The 20,783-nt window shown below is 51.6% G+C and carries 21 protein-coding genes and 1 riboswitch; of the genes, 2 read left to right on the top strand and 19 right to left on the bottom strand.

Features of this window, described 5'->3' with window-relative positions; all coding sequences use genetic code 11:
- Complete coding sequence (locus tag NIA71_RS01745; RefSeq protein ID WP_148394627.1) at nt 1-951, top strand: CPBP family intramembrane glutamic endopeptidase; 951 nt, start codon at nt 1-3, stop codon at nt 949-951.
- 13 nt (nt 952-964) lie between these two features.
- Here the strand turns inward: NIA71_RS01745 and NIA71_RS01740 are convergent, their stop codons facing one another.
- Genes NIA71_RS01740 through NIA71_RS01660 form a run of 17 tightly spaced genes read right to left on the bottom strand, consistent with a single transcriptional unit; the run spans nt 965 to nt 16,876 of the window.
- Entirely contained in the window at nt 965-1,612 is a 648-nt protein-coding gene (locus NIA71_RS01740; RefSeq protein WP_148394625.1) for a precorrin-8X methylmutase, read from the bottom strand.
- Nucleotides 1,602-3,116 carry a cobyric acid synthase gene (locus tag NIA71_RS01735; protein ID WP_253019559.1) on the bottom strand — a complete coding sequence of 505 codons (1,515 nt, stop codon included), beginning with the start codon at nt 3,114-3,116 and terminating at the stop codon, nt 1,602-1,604. The genes NIA71_RS01740 and NIA71_RS01735 overlap by 11 nt, the downstream gene beginning before the upstream one ends.
- Nucleotides 3,098-4,204, bottom strand: coding sequence for a threonine-phosphate decarboxylase CobD (cobD, locus tag NIA71_RS01730; RefSeq protein ID WP_148394622.1), 1,107 nt, complete (start codon nt 4,202-4,204; stop codon nt 3,098-3,100). Before cobD ends, NIA71_RS01735 begins: the two co-directional genes overlap by 19 nt.
- Entirely contained in the window at nt 4,201-5,187 is a 987-nt protein-coding gene (gene cbiB / locus NIA71_RS01725; protein ID WP_367177851.1) for an adenosylcobinamide-phosphate synthase CbiB, read from the bottom strand. The genes cobD and cbiB overlap by 4 nt, the downstream gene beginning before the upstream one ends.
- Nucleotides 5,184-6,680, bottom strand: coding sequence for a uroporphyrinogen-III C-methyltransferase (cobA, locus tag NIA71_RS01720; protein WP_367177849.1), 1,497 nt, complete (start codon nt 6,678-6,680; stop codon nt 5,184-5,186). The genes cbiB and cobA overlap by 4 nt, the downstream gene beginning before the upstream one ends.
- A complete protein-coding gene (hemC, locus tag NIA71_RS01715; protein WP_265333442.1) occupies nt 6,677-7,564 on the bottom strand; it encodes a hydroxymethylbilane synthase in 888 nt (295 codons plus the stop codon). The genes cobA and hemC overlap by 4 nt, the downstream gene beginning before the upstream one ends.
- Nucleotides 7,565-7,574: 10 nt before the next feature.
- Nucleotides 7,575-8,813 (bottom strand): precorrin-6A reductase, encoded by a 1,239-nt coding sequence (cobK, locus tag NIA71_RS01710; RefSeq protein ID WP_148394620.1) that lies wholly within the window; start codon nt 8,811-8,813, stop codon nt 7,575-7,577.
- Nucleotides 8,806-9,546 carry a precorrin-3B C(17)-methyltransferase gene (gene cobJ, locus NIA71_RS01705; protein ID WP_148394618.1) on the bottom strand — a complete coding sequence of 247 codons (741 nt, stop codon included), beginning with the start codon at nt 9,544-9,546 and terminating at the stop codon, nt 8,806-8,808. The genes cobK and cobJ overlap by 8 nt, the downstream gene beginning before the upstream one ends.
- 1 nt (nt 9,547) lies before the next feature.
- Nucleotides 9,548-10,759 (bottom strand): glutamyl-tRNA reductase, encoded by a 1,212-nt coding sequence (gene hemA, locus NIA71_RS01700; RefSeq protein WP_253019550.1) that lies wholly within the window; start codon nt 10,757-10,759, stop codon nt 9,548-9,550.
- Nucleotides 10,756-11,511 carry a precorrin-4 C(11)-methyltransferase gene (cobM, locus tag NIA71_RS01695; protein ID WP_148394614.1) on the bottom strand — a complete coding sequence of 252 codons (756 nt, stop codon included), beginning with the start codon at nt 11,509-11,511 and terminating at the stop codon, nt 10,756-10,758. Before cobM ends, hemA begins: the two co-directional genes overlap by 4 nt.
- Nucleotides 11,512-11,521: 10 nt before the next feature.
- Nucleotides 11,522-12,211: a precorrin-2 C(20)-methyltransferase gene (cobI, locus tag NIA71_RS01690; protein ID WP_148394612.1), complete on the bottom strand. Its 690-nt coding sequence runs from the start codon at nt 12,209-12,211 to the stop codon at nt 11,522-11,524.
- 21 nt (nt 12,212-12,232) lie between these two features.
- Nucleotides 12,233-13,423 (bottom strand): cobalt-precorrin-5B (C(1))-methyltransferase CbiD, encoded by a 1,191-nt coding sequence (gene cbiD, locus NIA71_RS01685; protein ID WP_253019543.1) that lies wholly within the window; start codon nt 13,421-13,423, stop codon nt 12,233-12,235.
- The gene (locus NIA71_RS01680) at nt 13,362-14,177 is read right to left on the bottom strand and encodes a sirohydrochlorin cobaltochelatase (protein ID WP_148394610.1); all 816 of its coding nucleotides are present in this window, start codon (nt 14,175-14,177) and stop codon (nt 13,362-13,364) included. The genes cbiD and NIA71_RS01680 overlap by 62 nt, the downstream gene beginning before the upstream one ends.
- Nucleotides 14,174-15,031, bottom strand: coding sequence for an energy-coupling factor ABC transporter ATP-binding protein (locus NIA71_RS01675; RefSeq protein WP_148394608.1), 858 nt, complete (start codon nt 15,029-15,031; stop codon nt 14,174-14,176). The genes NIA71_RS01680 and NIA71_RS01675 overlap by 4 nt, the downstream gene beginning before the upstream one ends.
- Nucleotides 15,031-15,840, bottom strand: a complete 810-nt coding sequence (cbiQ, locus tag NIA71_RS01670; protein WP_148394606.1) for a cobalt ECF transporter T component CbiQ — start codon at nt 15,838-15,840, stop codon at nt 15,031-15,033. Before cbiQ ends, NIA71_RS01675 begins: the two co-directional genes overlap by 1 nt.
- Nucleotides 15,818-16,120, bottom strand: coding sequence for an energy-coupling factor ABC transporter substrate-binding protein (locus NIA71_RS01665; RefSeq protein WP_336246028.1), 303 nt, complete (start codon nt 16,118-16,120; stop codon nt 15,818-15,820). Before NIA71_RS01665 ends, cbiQ begins: the two co-directional genes overlap by 23 nt.
- Complete coding sequence (locus NIA71_RS01660; RefSeq protein WP_148394604.1) at nt 16,121-16,876, bottom strand: energy-coupling factor ABC transporter permease; 756 nt, start codon at nt 16,874-16,876, stop codon at nt 16,121-16,123.
- Nucleotides 16,877-17,083: 207 nt separating this feature from the next.
- Nucleotides 17,084-17,272, bottom strand: a riboswitch (cobalamin riboswitch).
- Nucleotides 17,273-17,551: 279 nt separating this feature from the next.
- Between NIA71_RS01660 and NIA71_RS01655 the strand changes: the two genes are divergently transcribed.
- Nucleotides 17,552-17,893, top strand: a complete 342-nt coding sequence (locus NIA71_RS01655; RefSeq protein ID WP_148394602.1) for a type III toxin-antitoxin system ToxN/AbiQ family toxin — start codon at nt 17,552-17,554, stop codon at nt 17,891-17,893.
- A 282-nt stretch (nt 17,894-18,175) separates the two neighbouring features.
- Here NIA71_RS01655 and NIA71_RS01650 read toward each other — a convergent pair whose 3' ends face one another.
- Entirely contained in the window at nt 18,176-19,555 is a 1,380-nt protein-coding gene (locus NIA71_RS01650) for a cobyrinate a,c-diamide synthase (RefSeq protein ID WP_148394601.1), read from the bottom strand.
- Nucleotides 19,552-20,781 carry a precorrin-6y C5,15-methyltransferase (decarboxylating) subunit CbiE gene (cbiE, locus tag NIA71_RS01645; protein WP_148394599.1) on the bottom strand — a complete coding sequence of 410 codons (1,230 nt, stop codon included), beginning with the start codon at nt 20,779-20,781 and terminating at the stop codon, nt 19,552-19,554. Before cbiE ends, NIA71_RS01650 begins: the two co-directional genes overlap by 4 nt.
- Between the last annotated feature and the right edge of the window lie 2 nt (nt 20,782-20,783).

Raw genomic sequence — 20,783 nt, 5'->3', positions numbered from 1 at the left:
ATGAAAGAATTTAAAAGACAGGTAAATCGCATTGCAAGGGCAGTACTTTTTTACAATATCCTTTTGCTGGCAGTTATACTGGGGGATACACTGATTCAAAGCGTCCGGCTTATACTGGAACATCCGGACGAAGCACAGTTGTCCAAAGCTTTGCACCAATTGGAACTAAGCATCGGATTGTACGGCGGCCCCAGTATTATTGGGATCGCCATCGGAATTTTATTTTTAATACTCTATTTCCGACGGGATAACATGAAAACCTGCATATTAGCCAGTGTGGAAAAGATGCGTGTTTCTGTGTTTTTACAGGCTGCCTGCGTGCTTTTAGGGTTTCAGTTTCTTTTCAGCGTAGCATCTATTGGATTTGAAAACGGACTCAATGCGTTTGGGTATACGATTATGGGGGACGTAGAATCTGCCACCAGCGGAAGCACAACAATTTCTATGTTCCTGTATGCTTCGCTGCTGGGGCCGGCAGCAGAAGAAATCGTGTACAGAGGCTTTGTCCTGCAAAGCCTGAAGAGCCATGGCAAAGAGTTCGCGATTATTGTTTCTTCTGTTTTGTTTGGTGTTATGCACGGTAACTTTATTCAAGGCATGTTTGCATTTTGCGTAGGGATCGTGCTGGCCTACATAACCATTGAATACTCGATTTACTGGGCCATCCTGCTGCATATCATTAATAATTGTGTAATGGGTGATATATGGCCCCATCTCATTTCAGGGTTTTCTGCCAATGTTCAGACAGTATTGAACTGGGGGATCATTTCTGTGTTTTTCGCTGGCGGGCTCCTTGTTTTATGGAGAAACCGCATTAAACTGAAATGTTATGTGACGGAGCATATGGCGCCAAAGAAGTATTACCGTTATGCCTTTACATCGATCTGGATGATCCTTTTCCTGGGCATCGAGTTTTTAGCTGCGCTGTCGGGAATCCAAAAGCTCCCATAAAGTTCCGCAGCGGCTACTCATCCCGCCCGCCGCATTGGTACAAAATCGCGTTGCAGATGGCAGCGGCAATATTGCTTCCGCCTTTTCTTCCCTTGGCCACAATATAAGGAACATCGGTTTTCATAATCAATTCTTTGGATTCCACCACATTGACAAACCCCACCGGCACGCCGATGATCAGAGCCGGGTGCAGCATCCCGACAGCGATCATATCATAAAGGGCTGCCAGTGCAGTGGGCGCATTGCCGATAGCAAAGATCAACGGTCCCTCAATGGATGCCGCTTTTTTCATACTGGCTGCAGCCCTTGTTGTTCCATTCAATTTTGCTGCGGATCGCACATCCTCATCCGCCATAAAGCACACCACCTTGCAGCCAAGTCTTTCCACCGCCCGCTTGTTGATGCCGGAAAAAGCCATATTGGTATCCGTTACTATCGTCGCGCCACCTAAAACCGCTTCCATGGCAAGGCCAGCCGCTCCCGGCGAAAAGACCAGATTTTCCAGATAGTCAAAATCAGCGCTGGTATGAATGGCTCTTTTTATAATCGGCGCTTCCAGAGGATCCAGCTCCACAGAACCGATTTCCCGGGAAATGATTTCAAAGCTTCGTTTTTCAATTTCATCAGGCCGAACTTCCTGCAAACTCCCCTTATTTTCCATAATTCACACCCTCCTCTACGATTTGATACAGCAGATCCATGTCAATACTTTGGCGAATGCCGTCTGCCAGCAGATCATACTGCTGTTCTTTATAAGCGGCCATATCGATGCCCGCCACTTGGCCGTCATCGAGCCCTTTTGCCCTCAAAAGAGCCGAAACGATGGTTTTAGCCACCTTCTCCGAATCAAAGATCCCGTGAACATAGGAACCATAGATATTGCCCTGATTCAGCCCGTCGGCTTTGGGGAATTCTCCTGTTTCTGCAATGCTGGACAAAACCGCTCCTTCCTCCAAAAGAGAAGTTCCCATATGAATCTCATAACCTTCAAAAGAGACTCCGGAAAGCTGCGCAAATATCCCCTGCACCGTTTCAAAGGTGCCTGACACGCGGGTCCTCACCTTATCCCTGCCAAAGACCGTCGTACTGGGAAGCAGGCCCAGACCTGCCATTTCCCCGCCATGCTCAACACCATAAGGATCCTTGAGAGTCCTTCCCAGCATTTGATAGCCTCCGCAGATACCGAAAACCGGCTTTCCCTTGGCCGCATGTTTTAAAACCAAAGCTTCCAGACCATTTTGACGCATCCACAGCAGATCGGCCATCGTGTTCTTAGTTCCCGGCAGCAAAATCAAATCTGGTTCTCCAAAAGATGCGGCCGTATCCACATAGCGGACCGATGCCGATGGGATGGATTCCAGGGCATTGAAATCAGTGAAGTTGGAAATTCTGGGAAGCCGGATCACCGCCAAATCCACCAGTCCGGCAGTATCTTTTTTATAAAAACGCTCACTGAGGCTGTCTTCATCATCAATGTCCAAATGCATGTAAGGGATCACCCCCGCAACCGGCTTTTGAATCATCTCTGTCAGCTGATCCAGACCGGGCTTTAAAATAGAAAGGTCGCCGCGGAATTTATTGATTAAGATTCCCTTCACCAGCTCCCGCTCCTCCGGTTCAAAGAGCTGCATCGTGCCCACAATGGAAGCAAATACACCGCCCCGGTCGATGTCCCCCACCAGCAGCACCGGCGCCTTGGCCAGCTTGGCCATGAACATATTGACAATATCGTTTTCTTTGAGATTGATCTCCGCCGGGCTTCCCGCCCCTTCCAAAACAATGATGTCGTACATTGCGGCCAGCTGATCGTAGGATTCCTTGACCTTGGATACCAGCTCTTTTTTATGCTTATAATATTCCTGGGCGCTCATGTTTTCCATGACCTCACCGCAGACGATCACCTGAGAGCTGGTGTCATTGGTCGGCTTGAGGAGAATAGGATTCATCAACACAGAGGGCTCGATTCCCGCCGCCTCAGCCTGGGTCACCTGGGCCCGCCCCATTTCCAGCCCTTCCCTAGTAATAAAGGAATTGAGCGCCATGTTCTGCGCCTTGAACGGTGCCGCCCGCAGACCGTCCTGCTTGAAAATCCTGCACAGGCCGGCGGCCACCAGACTCTTGCCCGCATTGGACATGGTGCCCTGTATCATAATTGCTTTTGCCATCGTCTCTCCCTCCTGATCAGCGCTTCCACAAGCCGCTGGTTTTCTTCTTCTGTTCTCACTGCAATGCGAAAATAGCCTCTGCCGATGCCCTCATAATTGGAACAATCCCGAATGAGAATGCCATCCTCCAAAAGATCCGAAGTAAATTCATCGATGTAAGCCGGATCCTCCAGCTGTCTCAGCTGAAAAAGCAAATAATTGGCAGCAGCCTCTAAGACCCAGTACCCCAGGCCGATTAATTGCTGGCGAAGTTTTTCCCGTTGGACAAAGATCAAATCACGCGCTTTCTGAAGATAATCGTCCTCCTGCAGAGCCTGGATACCTGCTTTCTGGGCCACAAGGGAAACGTTCCAGGGCGGACCTGCCTCCCGCATAAGCCGGAGCACATCCGGCCTGGCGCACATTCCGTAGCCCAGACGCAGCCCGGCCATCCCATAGTTTTTGGTAAAGGCCCGCAACACAAACAGATACCGGCATTGGAAAAGCAAGTCCTTGACCGTGCAGACCTGGGGTTCTTTCACAAAATCGATAAAGCATTCATCCACCACCAGAAAAATTTCTTTTTCCTCACATTTTTCTGCGATCCGTTCCAGCAGATCCGGTGGAATCAGCTGCCCGGTGGGATTGTTTGGATTACAGAGAAACACCATATCCAAAGGTTCATCCAAACAGGCGAGAAATGCTTCGTCCAACTGAAAGTCCTTCTCTTTTTCCAAAGCATAATGAAGGACCTGGCATTGGACGCTTTTCAAGGCATTCTCATATTCAGAAAAGGTGGGCGCCGTTACCAGAGCCTTTCGCGGCCGGAGCGCCGCTGCGATGCGGAAGATCAAATCCGCCGCCCCATTGCCGAACACCAAATATTCCTGAGGAATCCGCTCTTTCTCCGCCAGAGCCCGGGCCAGAGCCCGGCACTTTGGATCGGGATAATGGTCGCAAAACGCCAGGGCGGAAGCAGCAGCGGCTCTGACCCTTTCCGGCATGCCCAAAGGATTAATATTCGCCGAAAAATCCAGAAGCTCCCCCTCTGTTCTGCCGCCCTTTTCCATGATTGTATAAAGATCTCCGCCGTGTTGAAATTCTGTCATTGCCATACTCCAATCATCGTTATAACCGCCGCCCGAATTGCCAAAGAAACCGCCAAGCAAAGAAACGCTGTCACATAGAGCAGGCGGTTGGCATCCCAGATATGTTCATAGGAAACAGGCTTTTCCTCATCGCCAATGGTCTTTTTTGGATAAAGTTTTCCAAAATAATAAGCATCGCCGGCCAGCTGAATGTTCAGTGCCCCTGCGCACACCGCTTCCGTCTGGGCGCTGTTGGGGCTGGCATGGTTAAAACGGTCCCGCCGGAAGATCCGATATCCATTCTGCCAATCCATCCCCAGCACCATGGCAGCTCCAAGCATCAGCAGCGCCGAAACTCTGGCCGGTATCAGATTAGCCGCATCATCTGTCCTGGCTGAAAACCTGCCCAGCAGCAAATAGCGATCGTTTTTGTACCCAACCATAGAATCCAGGGTATTAATGGCTTTATAAAAAAAGCCCAAAGGAGCGCCGCCCAGGGCCATGAACAGCATGGGCGCCACCGTTCCGTCGGAAGTGTTCTCGGCCACAGTTTCAACTGCGGCTTTGGCGATCTGTTCTTCATTTAGATGGTCCGTATCCCGGCCGACAATCATCGATATTTTTTCTCTCGCTCCTGAAAGGCTGCCTCTTTTCAGTTCCCAGAAGACTTTCATGCTCTCTTTCTTCAGGGATTTTATGGCCAGGATCTGATAGCACATAATCGTCTCTATGCCAATGCCCGCCCACAGCTTCCAGCGGTAAGCCGCAAACAAAATCCCTGCCGGGATTAAAAGGGCCAGCAATGGAATTACAATTCCCAAAATCGTTCCAGCGGCCAAAAGGCCCCGCTCTGTATCCGGGCAAGCCTTTCTCAGAATCCTTTCACCCCGCTCAATGGCTTTTCCTATGAGCCGTACAGGATGGGGCAGCCAATAGGGATCGCCGATCAAAAGATCCAGAAAAAATCCTATGGCAAGGGGCATCAAATGGATGAGCATCATCATGGTTCCAGCCCCAGCATAGTTTCAATCATACTATCGATGGTCGCCTGGGCCGATATGGTCACCTCCATGCCGTACCGCTCAGCCTCCTCCGCCGTCTGCCTGCCGATGCAAATAGCCTTTACTTTTGAATAATCAATATGGGGGTTCAACTTGACAAATCCCCGCACTGTAGATGCGCTGGTAAAGGCCGCATAATCCACCGTTTCATCATAACCCGGACCATCACAGGTTCCCTCTTTGGTATCATAAACGGGAATATCGTCAAAAGACAGGCCCGCTTCCCTGAGAGGAGCTGCCACATCGTCCGTACCCATCGCAGCCCGCGGGAGCAGGAGTTTATCCTCCGGAGCCAGCGTTTTTGCCAGAGCACGTCCAAGGGCTGCCCCGCTATAGACTTCCGGCATCAAATCCACGAAAATGCCCCGCTCTTCTACAGCCCTGCGGGTACCGGTTCCGATGGCCGCCACTTTGATCGGTCCCAGCCTGCGGATATCCATTCTCCGCCGGCTCATGGCATCATAAAAAGCCTTTACGCCGGCAGCACTGGTAAAGGCGATCCAGCTGTAGGCGCCGATCTGGTCCAGCGCCTGATCCAGCCGCTGGTTATTGGCAATGGGCTCTGTTTCAATGGTTGGCATCAGCACTACCTCCGCTCCCAGCAGCCTGAGCTTTTCCGCCAAAGAAGAGTTCCTGTCCTTGGGTCTGGTCACTGCGATCTTCCTTGTTCCCAGCGGCCGGTCCTCCGCCCAGTGAAACGCTTTCTCCAAAGCGCACACCCGGCCAACCACAATGATGGCAGGCGTTTTAATCTCTGCCAGACTAGCAGCCTGGGGAAGATCGGAAACCGTCGATACCACCCTCCTCTGATGGGCAGTTGTCCCCCGTTCCAGTACGGCGGCCGGCATATCAGGACTCATGCCGCCCTCAAGAAGCCCCTGGCAGATCTTGGGCATCGCCGATACACCCATGAGAAACACCAGGGTCCCTTTCAGGCGTACCAGGGCTTCATAATCGATATCCGCTTCATCGTTCTTCTTGGTATGGCCGGTAATAATATGAAGCGACGAACAAAACTCTCGATGGGTTACTGGGATACCATTGTAAGCGGGGACCGAGACTGCTGAGGTAACGCCGGGGACCACCTCAAAGGGAATCTGATGCTGACAGAGAAGCTCCAGTTCTTCCCCGCCGCGGCCAAACACAAAAGGCTCTCCCCCTTTCAAACGCACGACACGATGGCCGGCCAGAGCTTCTCTGAGCAAAATCTCATTGATTTGCTCCTGAGGCACGGGATGATGACCGGCTTCTTTTCCCACGCCAATCCTGCGGATGCCTGTGGGGATCATGGCCATGATACCCTGCCCCACCAGCTTGTCGTACACGACCACATCGGCCGCTTCCAAAACTGCTTTTCCTTTCAATGTAAAAAGACCCTCATCGGAAGGCCCTGCTCCCACCAGCCAGACCTTTCCCATTTTTTGCTCATCCATCATGCTCCCGCCTCCTCTTTCAACTGTTTTGCTAAACGGACTGCAAGGGCGCGGCCCTGCTCTTTGGGTCCGCTGATCCGCCCCATATAAGGCTCATTTTTGGTGGGAGCGCAATACAGTCCGCGAATCAAAATCTCCTGCTCTGCCATTTCCGCATAAGCTCCGATGGGGGCGCTGCACCCGCCTTCCAGATAGGCGACAAAGGCCCGCTCCGCCTCAGCTTCCGCCCTGGCTTTTCTATCGTCCACACAGTCCAGATAAGCGTAATCCTCCCCGGCTCTGCCCTGAACGACCATGGTTCCCTGTCCGGCTGCCGGAATCATTTCATCCGCCGTAAAAACCCGGCTGATCCGCTCTTCCAAATTGAGCCGTTTCAGCCCTGCATAGGCCAAAATCAAGCCGCTGTATTGGCCGCTGTCCAGCTTTTCCAATCTTGTCTGCACATTTCCGCGGACGCTCTTTTGTTCCATATCCGGGTAAAGCCGGCTCAGCTGCACGTTTCTGCGGGGACTGGAGCTGCCCAGGGGCTTGCCTTTAGAAAGTCCTTCAGCGCCTTTGGGCAGCACCAGGACATCGGTGGCGATTTCCCTTGTGGGAAAGGCCAGCAGCGGAAGATCGTCCGGGACCTCCATGGGCATATCCTTCAAGCTATGTACCGACAGATCGATCTGTCCGGCCCGCAGCGCCCGATCCAGCTCTTTTACGAACAGACCTTTGCCGCCGATCTTATCCAGCGTTTTATCGAGAATTTTATCACCGGTGGTTTTCATGGTCACCAGCTCCAGCTCCAGTTCCGGATGAAAGCGCTGGATCTGCTCCATCACCAGCCTGGCCTGGATAACAGCCAGCTTGCTGTCCCGGCTTCCCACAATGACTCGTTTCTTCATAATCCCCCTCCTATCGATCAAGACCATTTTCCAGTCCGCGTTCAATGAGGATCCTCGCTTTCTTTGCCAGCGCGTGATCCTTTCCTCCCGCAGTAAATCCTATGGTCAAATCCCCATGCCTTATGACACCGGGAAAATAAAAATCGCATTCTTCTTTGCGGTCAGCCACATTGACGGTAATGTTCCGCTGTTTGCAAGTCTCTCCGATGGACTTGTTCAGCTGCCGGTCGCCGGTTGCCGCAAGAACCAGATCCGCTCCCAAAAGATCGGCTTCTTCATAGGGCTTTTCTTTAATCCGCAGAAGGCCCTGTCTCTCCAGTTCTTTAACAGGAGCCAGCACCTGAGGAGCGACGACGGTCAGACGGCAATCGTATTGAGAAAGAATTCGAATTCTTCTGGCCGCGATCCGGCCGCCGCCCACCACTAAAATCTGTTTACCGGTCAAATCGCAGAACATGGGAAACCATGCGGCCCGTTCTTTGGGCGCTTCCTCCAGGGAGCACAGAGCCATGGCTTCTTCCAGCGATATGCCTTCCTCCCTTTGCGGTCTTCCGATGATGATAACGCCTGCTCCCGCTTCTTCGGCTGCTGCCAGCTTTTCGGCAAACCCGCCTGCTGCTCCCGACTCTTTGGTAACCAAGTAGTCGGCCTTGATCTGCCGCAGCATAGCCAGATTGGATTCGTAGGAAAAGGGCCCCTGCATGCAGATTAAATGAGCAGCATCAAACCCCAGAGAAAAGGCCTTGGCCACCATTTCCGGCGTCGGCAGAATTCGTGGGTAGAGCCGTTTTTCAAAATCAGGGATGCGAGTAAATGCCTCCAGCTCTTTGCTGCCGGTGGTCACCAGTACCTTTCCGGAAGTGGTTTTCAAATAATCCGCCGCTTCCTTGGCATTGTCAACAATGGTATAGGAATCCGGACTTTCTTCCCCGTGCCTCACCAGCCGCCAGTAAGATGCGCCTGTATCTTCTGCCGCCGCCCGAATATACTCCGTAGCCTCTACCGCATAAGGGTGGGTAGCATCGATCACCCATTGGATCTTTTCCCGCTGAATCAGACCTGTCATCTCAACCCGGCTCAATCGCCGGGCCAGCACTGTGAGGCGCCCGCTGTCTTTTGGCAGCAGCCGTCTGCCGTGTTCTGTTGCAACGCTGACCCAGAACCGATGGGTGCTGCTTTGACCTGCGGCAGCGGCCTCTGCCAGCTTTCTTCCCTCAGTCGTCCCTGCAAAGATTAAAATATTAGCCATTGTCTCCTCCGATCCGGTATCCCCTGGACGTGACCATTTTGCCGGCGATTTTCCTGGTGGTGGAGTTGCCGATATAGACGGTGGAAAACATATCCACCTGTGTATCCCGCAGCTCTTTCAGAGACAGAATCCGTCCGCGTTCCCCATCTCTTCCAATATTTTGGGCAATGCCGCAGACGGTGCTCCCATCCTTATGGGCCAATATCCGGTCGCAGGCTTTTTTCAAATACTCATGGCGCTTCTTGCTGGATGGGTTATACAAGCAGATGACAAAATCAGCCATAGCCGCATAATCCAGACGCTTTTCGATCTGCTCCCATGGAGTCAGAAGGTCGCTGAGGCTGATGACTGCAAAATCATGAATCAGCGGTGCTCCCAGGATTGCCGCGCCGCTGCAGGCAGCTGTGATCCCGGGGACCACTTCAATTTCAATGGGATCGTATTCCTGCGCGATTTCATAGATGAGGCCGGCCATCCCGTAGACGCCGGCATCTCCGCTGCAAACCATGGCTACGCTTTTCCCTTTCAACGTTTCCTCAATCGCCAGCCTGCATCGTTTCACTTCTTGTTTCATAGGGGTGGAAATCAACTCTTTGCTGCCGAATCGTTCTCTGATCAGTTCTATGTAAACCGTATATCCGGCGATCACCTGACAGTTTTCCAGAATATCCAGGGCCCGGCCCGTTGCCTGGGACAAATCCCCGGGGCCCAGCCCCACCACATATAGTTTCATGCTATCTTCCTTTTCCCGTTTTCAACGTATCCCGCTGCGACGACTGTTCCAGCGCCGTAAAGCAGCGTTCCCATAATTCCTCGGGCAGCGTGTCCCGCAGCCCAAAGAGCAGCTTTTCCACCGCATGGTCCATCGCCTCAGCAGCTGTCAGCTTTTCCATACGCTTGCACGCATCCTGGACCGTGACAGCGGAAATCTGTTTTACCCGTTCCACATGCCGTCTGAAAGCGAACCATCGCTCCAGCTCATCCTCATAGTCTTCCAGAATTTCCATTGCCTCTTTGAACGCCCTGCTGTTTTTCTTTGCTGTTTCCCCATCTCCCAGCTGATCCATATCATAGAGCTCGACCCCGGACAGCTCCCTGACAGCAGGATCGATGTCCCTGGGCACTGCCAGATCAATCCAAACGGCCCGCTGAAAGGATTTGTCCGCTGCCTGCTCTTTTCGAATGGTAAAATGGGGACTTAAGGTGGCGCTGATCACCCCTTTGTAATCTTGCAAATGATCCAGCCGCTCATCGTAGTCGATCATATGGCAGCCTTGGGGAATGATGGATTCCTGTACTTCTGTGCCGTGGATTTTTTTCCGCAGGGTCATGGTCACCGATGCGCCGCTGTCCGTCAGCTGATTGGCCGCCAGCTTTCCCATCTGACCGTTTCCGATCACCAGGCAGGGAACGTTGGTCAGGTCCCCCAGTCTCTTTTTCAAGAGGAGCACCGCATTTCTGGCCGCGGAAGGATCGGCGTTTTCCATTCGAACTTGCGTCTTTACCCGCTTTCCGGCAGAAATGGCCGTTTGAAACAGTTTTTCAATCACCGTATCGTCGGCCCCGCACGCCCTTGACAGTTCCAGGGCGTCCCGCACCTGAGTCAGGATCTGATCTTCCCCGTAAATTCTTGATTTAAGCCCGCAGGCCAGCTGCAACAGATGGCGGCTGGCTTCCGCTCCCCCGCGGCAGGTGAAGAGCGGTTCAAAGGTTTCTTTTCTCAAGCCCTTTTCATCGCATAAAAGCTGCAAAAGATCGACCTTGCTGCCGCTGGCCCAAAGCTCGGTCCGGTTGCAGGTGGATAAAAGCAGTCCGCCGGAAAAAGCGTCCTCCTGCTTCCACCGGTCCAATGCCTTTCTGGCCTGGGCTTTGGTGAAGGCCAGCGCTTCGCGCTGTTCAAGGCAGGCGCTCTGATGGTCGATGCCTATCATACGAATATCCATCATTTCTTTGCCTCCCTGAATTCATGAGAAAAGGCAGGATCGTACAATTTGGAACGTTCATAGGCATCTCCTAAAAAGTCCCCCACCAGGATCAGCGCTGTTTTTGTAATTTTATTTTTCTCTGCGATTTCCGGCAGATTTCCTACGGTTCCGTAAAAAATCTGCTCCTCCGGCCAGGTAGCTTTGTATACGATGGCTGCCGGGGTGTCCTCTTGATATCCGCCAATGATAAGCCGCTCCCGCAGCGGCACCAGCAGCCCTGTGCTGAGAAAGATGGCCATCGTCGCCCCGTGGGAAGCCAGCAGAGAAATCTCCTCCTTTTCCGGCACCGGTGTCCTTCCGGCCATTCTGGTAATGATCACGGTCTGAGAGACATCCGGCAGCGTATATTCGGCTTTCAGCGCCGCCGCTGCGCCGCAAAAAGAGCTGACGCCCGGAACCATCTCATAAGGAATGTCCGCCTTGCTCAGCAAATCCATCTGCTCCCGGACCGCGCCGTAGATGCTGGGATCCCCGGTATGAAGACGCACGGTCATTTCACCCTTTTCCTCGGCAGCTTTCATGACCGCTATCACTTCTTCCAGGGTCATGGAAGCGCTGTTATAGATCCGGCATTCCGCCTTGGCCGACTCCAAAAGCTGTTTGTTCACCAGGGAGCCGGCATAGATGATCACATTCGCCTCTTTCAATAAATTCCAGCCCCTGACCGTGATCAGATCGGCCGCGCCCGGCCCTGCTCCTACAAAATAGATCATAACTGCTCCTTTATTTATCCTTTACCACAATAATTGAAAAATAACCTGCCTGGGTATTGATCTCGTCAGCGGAATGAAAAGCCCGTTCACCTTCCATCCCACAGCGTTCTACCATCTTAGCCGACCACCTGTGGGGCTGGCCGCAGATCATGTCCTTAATCTCTCCAACTGCTTTTCCGCTTTTCATCAGCACTTTGGTGCCTTCCAGCTCCATGCACGTGTCCAGCGCCTTATAGGAAGCGGGAATGATGTGCAGCGCCTGCCCCGCTTCTGCCAACGGCTCATTGAGCCTGGCGGAAACCGCACAAAAAGACGGAATTCCCGGAACCATCTGCGCCTGTCTGCCTGAAGCCAGCACCCGCTTATGAATATATGTATAGGTGGAGTAAATCGAGGGGTCTCCCAGAGTGAGAAACGCTACATTTTTCCCATGGTCCAGGTAATCGATGATCCGCCGGGCCGCCGCATCGTGGCTGGCATCCAGCGCTTGCTGGTCTCTGGTCATGGGCATTGCGATCCGGGCGATCTCCTTTTCTTCGATTTGGGGAACCGCTTTTTTTGCGATAGCATAGGCTGTGTTGACATCCTGTCCCGACTGGGGAATGGCGATGATATCGCTCTCCTTAATCAGCCGCACCGTTTTTAAAGTCATCAGCTCCGGATCCCCCGGCCCTACGCCCAATCCATATAACGTTGCCATCTATCTTCCTCCTTATGATTCTCATTTTCCGCCGCTTGCCTGGGCCCGCAGCAAAAACTGCCCGGTTCCCGGCGTTTCCCCCAGATATCCGTATTTGCTGGAAAAGAGAATAACCTCTGTCTGCAAACAGCCATTTACCTGACGGTCCATATTGGCCTTGATCTCCCTCAGCAGGGAATCGTAGATTCGCTTTTCCATTTCCGGACCACACCCTTTGATCAGGGCAGCGGCATTTTCTGTTGTCACGCATTCTCTGATTTGGCAGATTTGGGGCTGGGACACACCTGCCAGGGCCGCGTGCTCCGCCAGGGTTTCCATTCGTCTATCGCCGTACTTGGAATGGGTGTTCATCATTCCTGCGGCCACCTTAACCAGTTTTCCAATATGTCCCGCGAGAAGAACGCCTTTAAAGTCCTGTTCCTTTAAATAGGAAAGGGTATCGCCGATAAAATTGCTGCACTTCACATAATCCAGCTGATCAAGGTTGCGGGTTTCTTTGAGAAAGGTTTCTCCGTAATTGCCCGGTGTCACCACTAGATATTCCACCCCAGCCGCTTTTTTCATATTGATCTCCACTTTGATGGTATCGATCAGCGCCTGCTCGCTCATGGGCTCCACAATACCGCTGGTTCCCAGGATAGACAGTCCTCCCACGATGCCTAACTTGGGATTGAAGGTTTTTTCCGCCAGCGCTTCCCCCTCCGGAACGGAGATCTCCACATGCAGCCCGCCCTTATACCCCAGCTGCCCGGCGACTTTACGGACTTCCGTTTCGATCATTTTCCGAGGGATCGGATTGATGGCCGCCTCGCCCACCTGGCAGGCAAGTCCCGGTTTGGTCAGCCGTCCAACGCCCCGCCCGCCGTCCACGATTACGGTTTGAGATTGGCCCTCCAGCTTTTGCACCAGGGCGCAGATCATGGTCCCGTCGGTCACATCCGGGTCGTCGCCGCTGTCCTTTCTTACGGAACAGAGGACGCCCTCTTCTTGAATTCTGATCGATTCCACCGGAATTTTCGCCTGGATGCCTTTGGGCGTCTGAATTTTAATCTCGCAAGGCAGCATCTGTCCCTCAGAGAGCAGTGCCTGCGCTGCTCCGCAGGCAGCTGCCGCGGCGCAGGTTCCGGTGGTAAAACCTCTTCTCAGCCGCTTATTTTCTTTTTCCACATAGAGTTCCATGATCGTTTTCCATTGCCTGTCTGGCGTGTTCAACGTAAATGTCCTGTATTTCAGCAAACTCCCCGAGTCCCTTGAGGATGCACATTACTTCATAGCCTTCCTTTTCAAAGATGGATTTCCAGGATGCTTCATCTTCTCCGGCCATATCGCTGCGCGCATGATCTCCGGCGACCACCATCAAGGGCAGCAGGATTACTTTTTTCGGTCCATATTCCTTAACCAGGGGCAAAAGGTTCTCAAGCGCCGGATAACCTTCCACTGTGCCTACGAAAACATTGTTATGACCCATGGCTCTGAACCGATAGGCCATAGCCGCATAGGCCGCGTCCGCAGAGTGTTCCGTGCCGTGGCCCATCAGGACCAGGGCTTCCTCTTCCTTCAGTTTGGGAAATTGTTTTAAAACGGCCGAGCACACTGCCTGGTAATCATCGCTTTCGGTAAGCAGCGGTCTGCCGACGACGATGCTGGCAAACCGGTCTATCCACGGTTGGACCTGCGCTGTCATTTTCTCGTATTCCTCGCCGTTGATCACGTGGGTCGGCTGGACCACCACTCGATCAAACCTATCTTTTTTGAGCCGTTCCAATGCCTCTGATACGTCGTCCACATGGATTTGATCCCGCTTTTTAAGCACATTCATGATCATACCGCTGGTGAAGGCTCTTCGCACTTCATGGCCGGGAAATTCTTCCCGGAATCGATGCTCGATGGCTTCGATGGTCTTTTTCCTCGTCTCTTGATGGCTGGTGCCAAAACTGACTGCCAGGATTGCTTCTTTTTTTGTCATAATTGCTCGGTTCCTTTCTGCCTGATATATGCGGCCAGCTCTTCGACCCGATGAGGCGGATCCAGCTTGGGATCCAGAATTCCTTCCTCACATAGAGTATCAAAAATCTGAAACACAGTGGGTTTTTCCAGGTTGGTCTGTTTTAAAATCGCATCATTGCGGAAAATTTCTTCCGGGCTGCCTTCTCCTGCGATCACGCCCTCGTCAAAGAGCACCACCCGGTCGGCCCAGATGAGCGCCCGTTCCACGTCGTGGGTGGACAACAGTATGGTAATTCCCCTGCGGCTCAGCTGGTCCACAATTCCGTCGATCATCCTCGCATGTTTGGGATCGAGGGCTGCTGCCGGTTCATCTAAGAGAATCAGCTCCGGACCCATGACCAGTATGTCGGCTATGGAAACCCGCTTTTTCTGGCCGCCGCTCAAAAAGTGGGTCGGCTTATGGGCAAAAGGGTTGATTTCCAGCTCTTCCATCACTTGCTCCACCTGCTTTTCGGCTTCCGTTTCCGATGCGCCCAGATTGAGAATGCCGAAGGAGATTTCCTGTTTTACACTGGCGGAAAACAGCTGGTTATCCGGGTTTTGAAAGACGATTCCAACCTTCTTTCGTACCTCCAAAAGTCCTTTTCTTGAATAATCGATGGGCTTTCCGCCGATGAAAATCCTCCCCTCCTGGGGCTTCAGAATTCCGTTCAGATGGAGGAAAAACGTCGATTTTCCCGACCCATTGGCACCCATGACAGCGACCCGTTCGCCGGCTCTGACAGTAAGGCTGATTCCTTTTAGAGCCTGAGTCCCGTCCTCATAGGTATAGGATACATCTTCTGCCCGTACAATCGGTTCTGCTTCCTTCATCACAGGCCTCCCTTCGTGCGGCAGAAGATAGCCAGAGCCAAGAGCGCCGTCAAATAGGCCGCAACAAGCAGGATTTCTTTTTTGGCCGCCGGTCGGTGTTCAGTCAGCACGTGGATCCGTCCGTCATAGCATCTGGCTTCCATGGCGTTGAAAAGGGCCGACGATTTTTCCATGGCCTGAACAAACAGCGCCGCCAGCATGCCGCCCATGCTGCGGATGGATGTTTTTAAATCTTTATTTCCCAGCCTGCATTTTTGAGCTGTGTTGATGGACAGCGCCAGGTCCAGCAGAACAAAGATAAAGCGATAGATCAGCGTCATCAGTTCAATGATCAGCCAGGGGCAGTGGAGCCTCTTTAATCCGGCCATCAAATCCAGCACAGCGGTTGTCAGGATTAAGAAATAGAGGCAGGAGACGGAAGCCAGCGATACCAATATCAGCCGCCCGCTTTCGATGACCGACGAGCCCAGGATCACCAGGTATTTGCTGCCGATGCTGATATGGACCATGCCCATTGGTTCATCGGCAATGTCGGCCAAAATGGAGATCGTTCCCATGATCAGAAAGGCCATGGGCCACAGCATCATTTTTCCATAATGAGAAAGAGATGCCCGGCTGTATGTTACAGTCAGACATCCCATTAGGATCAAAACGATCGATGAGATGAAAAATGAGCGGACTGCCACACAGATCAAAAGGGTGCCGATGGCAAAGCAGCTCTTCAAATGTGTGCTTTTATATCGCCATGGAGACGAATAAGCCAGCTTGTCAATCATCATCATCGTCTTAGTCCTGTTCTTTCTTTGCATATTTCTTTCTGCAGATGAGATAGCCCATGCCAAAGCCAAAGACGCCTCCGCCCAGCGCAGCCTGCAAGCAGAACAGCAGCGATTCGGTCTCTCCGCCCGGCGGCTCAAGGACAGGCGATGCCCAAGCTTTGTAGTCCGGATCAATGGCGGTAATGGCTTCCTCGGCAGCTCCGTCCGAACCACCGAATTCCGAATCATGGATGAAGAAAAGAGGCACAACCGCAATCAGTGCCGCTAAAACGAAACAGATAATCATTACTTTTGCGTTCTTCGTCATCATCTACACCCCCAGATATCCCAGCTCGGTCAATTCCGGTTTGGCGTAACTTTCCAGAGCCTTTATGACAACCACAGCAATTAACCCTTCGATCACAGCCAGCGGAATCTGCGTTACCGCAAAGATTCCCAGAAATTCCGCAAGGGATGCGGCAATTCCTCCCACTGGTGAAGGATGGGCCACGGCCAGCTGCAGAGCAGTTACACAATATGTAAACAGATCGCCCAGACAAGCCGCCAGAAAAACACCTGCGGATTTCGGCACACGGAGTTTTTTACAGATCAGAAATACACCGAATGCTAAAAAAGGTCCCGCGATCGCCATAGAAAAGGTATTGGCCCCCAGCGTTGTCAGGCCGCCATGGGCCAGAAGCAATGCCTGGAACAACAAAACGATAACTCCGATGACGCACATGGCCGCAGGTCCAAAGAGAACAGCGCCCAGGCCGGTGCCGGTGGGATGCGAGCTACTGCCCGTTACCGATGGAATTTTCAGAGCCGAAAGCACAAAGACATAGGCTCCCATCATGACCAGAAGCAGCAGCGTCTTTCTGTGCTGGATTACAGTCCTCTTGATGGAAAACAGCCCTGCGATAAAAAACGGCACGCAGATGGCTCCCCAAATGATACAATAATTCAGCGGCAGATATCCCTCCATGATGTGCATGGCGCTGGAAGCTGTCGTCACCCCGAAGAACAGCGCGCACACCATTCCGCAGGTAAACATAATCCGTTCTGTTTTTGATCTTGTTCTTGTCATAAGTTTTCCCTCCTAAAAAGTTTTCTTGGGAAATGTTATTCGCGCTTCTCGCTCACTTTCACAAGGTGAACTTTTTTGATACTCCGGAACGATCGCTGAGGATATTCCCTGCGTAATAAAAAAAGAACTATTCTGACTTTTCAGAATAGCGCAAGAAGGCGGAAAGCGCATTTCCGCTCTTACACTTTCTCATCGTCCGTAAGAAAATGCATCCAACCATCCACAGGCAGGTCTTCTGGCTCAGGAGTCTCTACCATATCCGATCTTCCCATTTTCACAGTGATATGAAATGGATATGATTCGTCCTACACAGCGGCGTGACCGCGGGGGAATTTCACCCCTCTTCCCTATTCTTCCGGCGGGGAAACACCGGACACCCGGGACATTTCAATTGTTGATTCATTGTATCACACTCTCCCCTGAATATTCAAGAGGTTTGTTTTAAGGATAAAGGTGCACATCTAATACATTTTTTTACAGAAATTCAATTTAAAGGATTGACATACCCTTTAAAAAATATATCCTGTTTATAGAAAACCACGAAGAAAATAGATTGATTTTTTGACGAAATGACATATAATATAGGTATCAGAGGTTACGAATCCTTGACAAAATCGTATTAATTAAGATCGGGTTTTCCCGATCTTATTTTTTTGGTAAGGGAGACGAAAGACTATGCTAAAATGGAAAATTGTCGAAGAAGAATATTTGAAATTTCTCAGAGAAAATTATGATTCAAGGATACCTTATTCTGATTATGGAAAAACCAAGTATAAACCTTTTTTTGGAAAGTTGTTTGAATTAGGTGAGATGTCTTACATATCCCAAATCACATCTCCCAAAGCCCGCCACTTTCACTTAAAAAACAGCATGGATTTTTACAAAATATATGATCCCCAAAATTTCACCCGCTTAATTGGCGTAATTAACCTGAATTATATGTTCCCCTCTGCCGCCGTATCTGCAAACCTCTTTGGAAAATATGATTGCTTCTTGGAAGATTGTAGACAGCGGTAAAAAAGATTTGCATTGGAATATTTATTGGTGCAAACTGAATGCGGATATTAACGCTGCCGAAGTCGGGCAGGAAATATCTACGGAACAGGCTTGGTATTTGCGCGAAAACTATTTAAGACTGAAACAAGGTGACTAACCAATGATTGATTTTACCAATCTTCCCGTTCGTAACAAAACATACGCAGGAGCGAACGGCAGTAAGACAAAATGATACAACAGCAACGAGCCGATGGAAATAATCTCATCGGCTTTTAGCGCCCAAATTTGCGTTTATTAACTGATTTACCCTGCCCGATATTTCCTGCAGGCGGCAGCAAACCGTTCTGCTGCCTCCGGATTGGAATAAAAGTATATATGCGGGTAACCGGCAAACAGATTTTCCCGGGAAACCACACACTCCCAGTTCTTCTTCCCCAGAGGCTTTTGGGCGTGAAAAGCATTTCCCGGATTGGTGCTGTCCCAGTAGTGGAACTCGTGGCCTTTCAGCATTTCGCCTTTCCTGCAGAGCAGCGTATCCTCCTTTGCGGTCAGCTCGATATACCCGAACCTTCCCAGCTTATCCGTAGGGTAACTTTCCCCGGAAACCACGCCTGCCATGGGATAGGAAACGCCATCCTTTCCTTTCAGACGCTCATGGAGATACATAAAGCCGCCACATTCCGCAAGACATGGCATTCCTGCTTCCACTGCGCTGCGTACGGCCTGCCGCATGGCGCGGTTTTCTGAAAGCTGGGGCAGATACAATTCCGGATAGCCGCCGCCGAAGATGAGTCCGTGAAGCTCTCTAGGAAGCTCCCGATCCTCCAGCGGGCTGAAAGGAACAATTTCCGCCCCCATTTCTTCCAAAAGGTCCAGATTATCCTGATAATAAAAACAAAAAGCCTTATCCATGGCCACCCCGATCCGTACCGGCTGCGCAGATGGAACTGGAAGCCGCAGCGGCTTATAAACCTGTTCGCCGGCCTGCCCTGCCAGCTCAATCAGCCCCTCCAGGTCAACGGAAGCACGGATTTGCTCCGACAGCTGATCTACGATTCCCTGCAGGTCTTTGATCTCCTTTGCGGTAACAAGCCCCAAATGGCGGCTTTCCAAACTGCAGTTGACCATCTTTGGCAGATAACCATATACCTTGACTGGCAGCTGCCCTTCAATGAGCCCTTTCAATTGGGGATAGATCATTTCCGACACCTGATTGAGGATCACGCCACGGATCATGCTCTCTTCTTCCAGCTCCAAGAATCCTTTTATTTCTGCCAAAAGGGACCGGGATTTTCCCCGGCTGTCTAAAAGCAAAACAGCAGGAGTTTTCGTCTTTTTCGCCAGATCATAGGAGCTGGCCGCCGGCGAGATCCCGGCCAAGCCGTCATAGTAACCCATGACCCCTTCTATCACCGCCATATCTCCATTCTCTGCGTGCTTTGCCATGAGATAGTTGACTGTGTTCTCCGGAGCGAAAAACAGGTCCAGATTCCTGGAAGGAATACCCAGAACTTCTGTGTGGAACATGGGGTCGATATAATCGGGTCCGCACTTAAAGGATACCGGGCGTTTTCCCGCCGTTTTCAGCGCTTGCAGCAGCCCGCAGGTAAAAATGGTTTTCCCGCTTCCACTTCCCGATGCTCCGATGAGGATACGGGGAATCGCATGTTTCTCTACCTTCATTGCTCCGCTTCCTTCCTCTGGCCGCTAATAATGAAGATCGGGTTCTGACCCATCATCATCTGATAGCCGGCCACGTTCTTTGCCTTTGATAAGAACACTTGCACCAGTTCCACCTCAAGGCCCAGCTCCTTGAAGGTTTCCATGGTTTCCTGCATGGTTTCCAGGGCTATGGCGTTGACCACCATCCGAATATCGGGATTTTTTTTCAAAAGCGCCGTTACAATCTCCTTCAAGTTGCCCCGGCTGCCCCCAATGAAGGCTTTATCCGCAACGGGAAGGGAGCACATGGCCTGGGGCGCTATCCCCTGGATCACATGGAGATTATCTGCATGGAAAACCGCTTTATTCTTTTCAATCAAAGCCACGGCCTCAGGCTTTGTTTCAATGGCAAAGACCGCTCCTCTGCGTGCCTGGAGGGCCATCTCAACCGCCACTGACCCGGTTCCTGCTCCTACATCATAGAGGATGTCCTCTTCTTCAATTCGCAGCTTGGAAAGGGTGATGCTCCTCACTTCTTCTTTTGTCATCGGCACCTCTCCCCGCACAAAGGCATCATCGGGAATCCCATGAGTAACCGGATGGGGATATGCGGCTCCTGCTCTTGGATTTTCAACCAGAACCACACTGAGGGGATCAAAGGTTTTTTGACTGAGTTCCCAAGCGGTTCCAGTCACAATCCGTTCATCTTCATAGGAAAGCCGTTCGCCGGCTGCTACCAGCGTTTCTCCCAATCCCGCTTCCACCAGCCGGGCACAGATATAATCGGGAGTCTGAATGCTGTCCGTCAAGAAAAAGGTCCTTTTGTGATTGAGAATCTCTCCGATAAAGTTCCGTTCTCTTCCGTGGAGACTGACGGTTTTCACGTCTTCCCAGGAAGTCCCCAGGCGGCTGCAAAAATATTGGAGAGAGCTGATCCCAGGGATCAGCTCCGCCTTATAATTGGTCTCTTCTTCAATCAGCTTTAGCAGCTTTTTAGCGCCGCTGAAAAAACCCACGTCTCCCGACATTAAAACCGATATCGGATCCAAGTCTTCATGATCCTTGATCCATTGCAGAATCTCATCGGGAGAAACGGCAAAATAGGCTTTGGCTTTCACCTCGCCCAGTGCCTCGATCATGCGCCGGGCTCCGATGAGGGCTCGGCTTGCTTGAATCCTGTTAAGAGCGCCTACAGTCAGCGTTTCGGGGTTTCCCATGCCAATGCCGATTATCCAAATCCGTTTCATTC

It is taken from the genome of Ihubacter massiliensis (genome assembly GCF_024125305.1).
Lineage (GTDB): Bacteria > Bacillota > Clostridia > Peptostreptococcales > Anaerovoracaceae > Hominibacterium > Hominibacterium faecale.
This window is presented reverse-complemented; position numbering and strand designations above follow the sequence as displayed.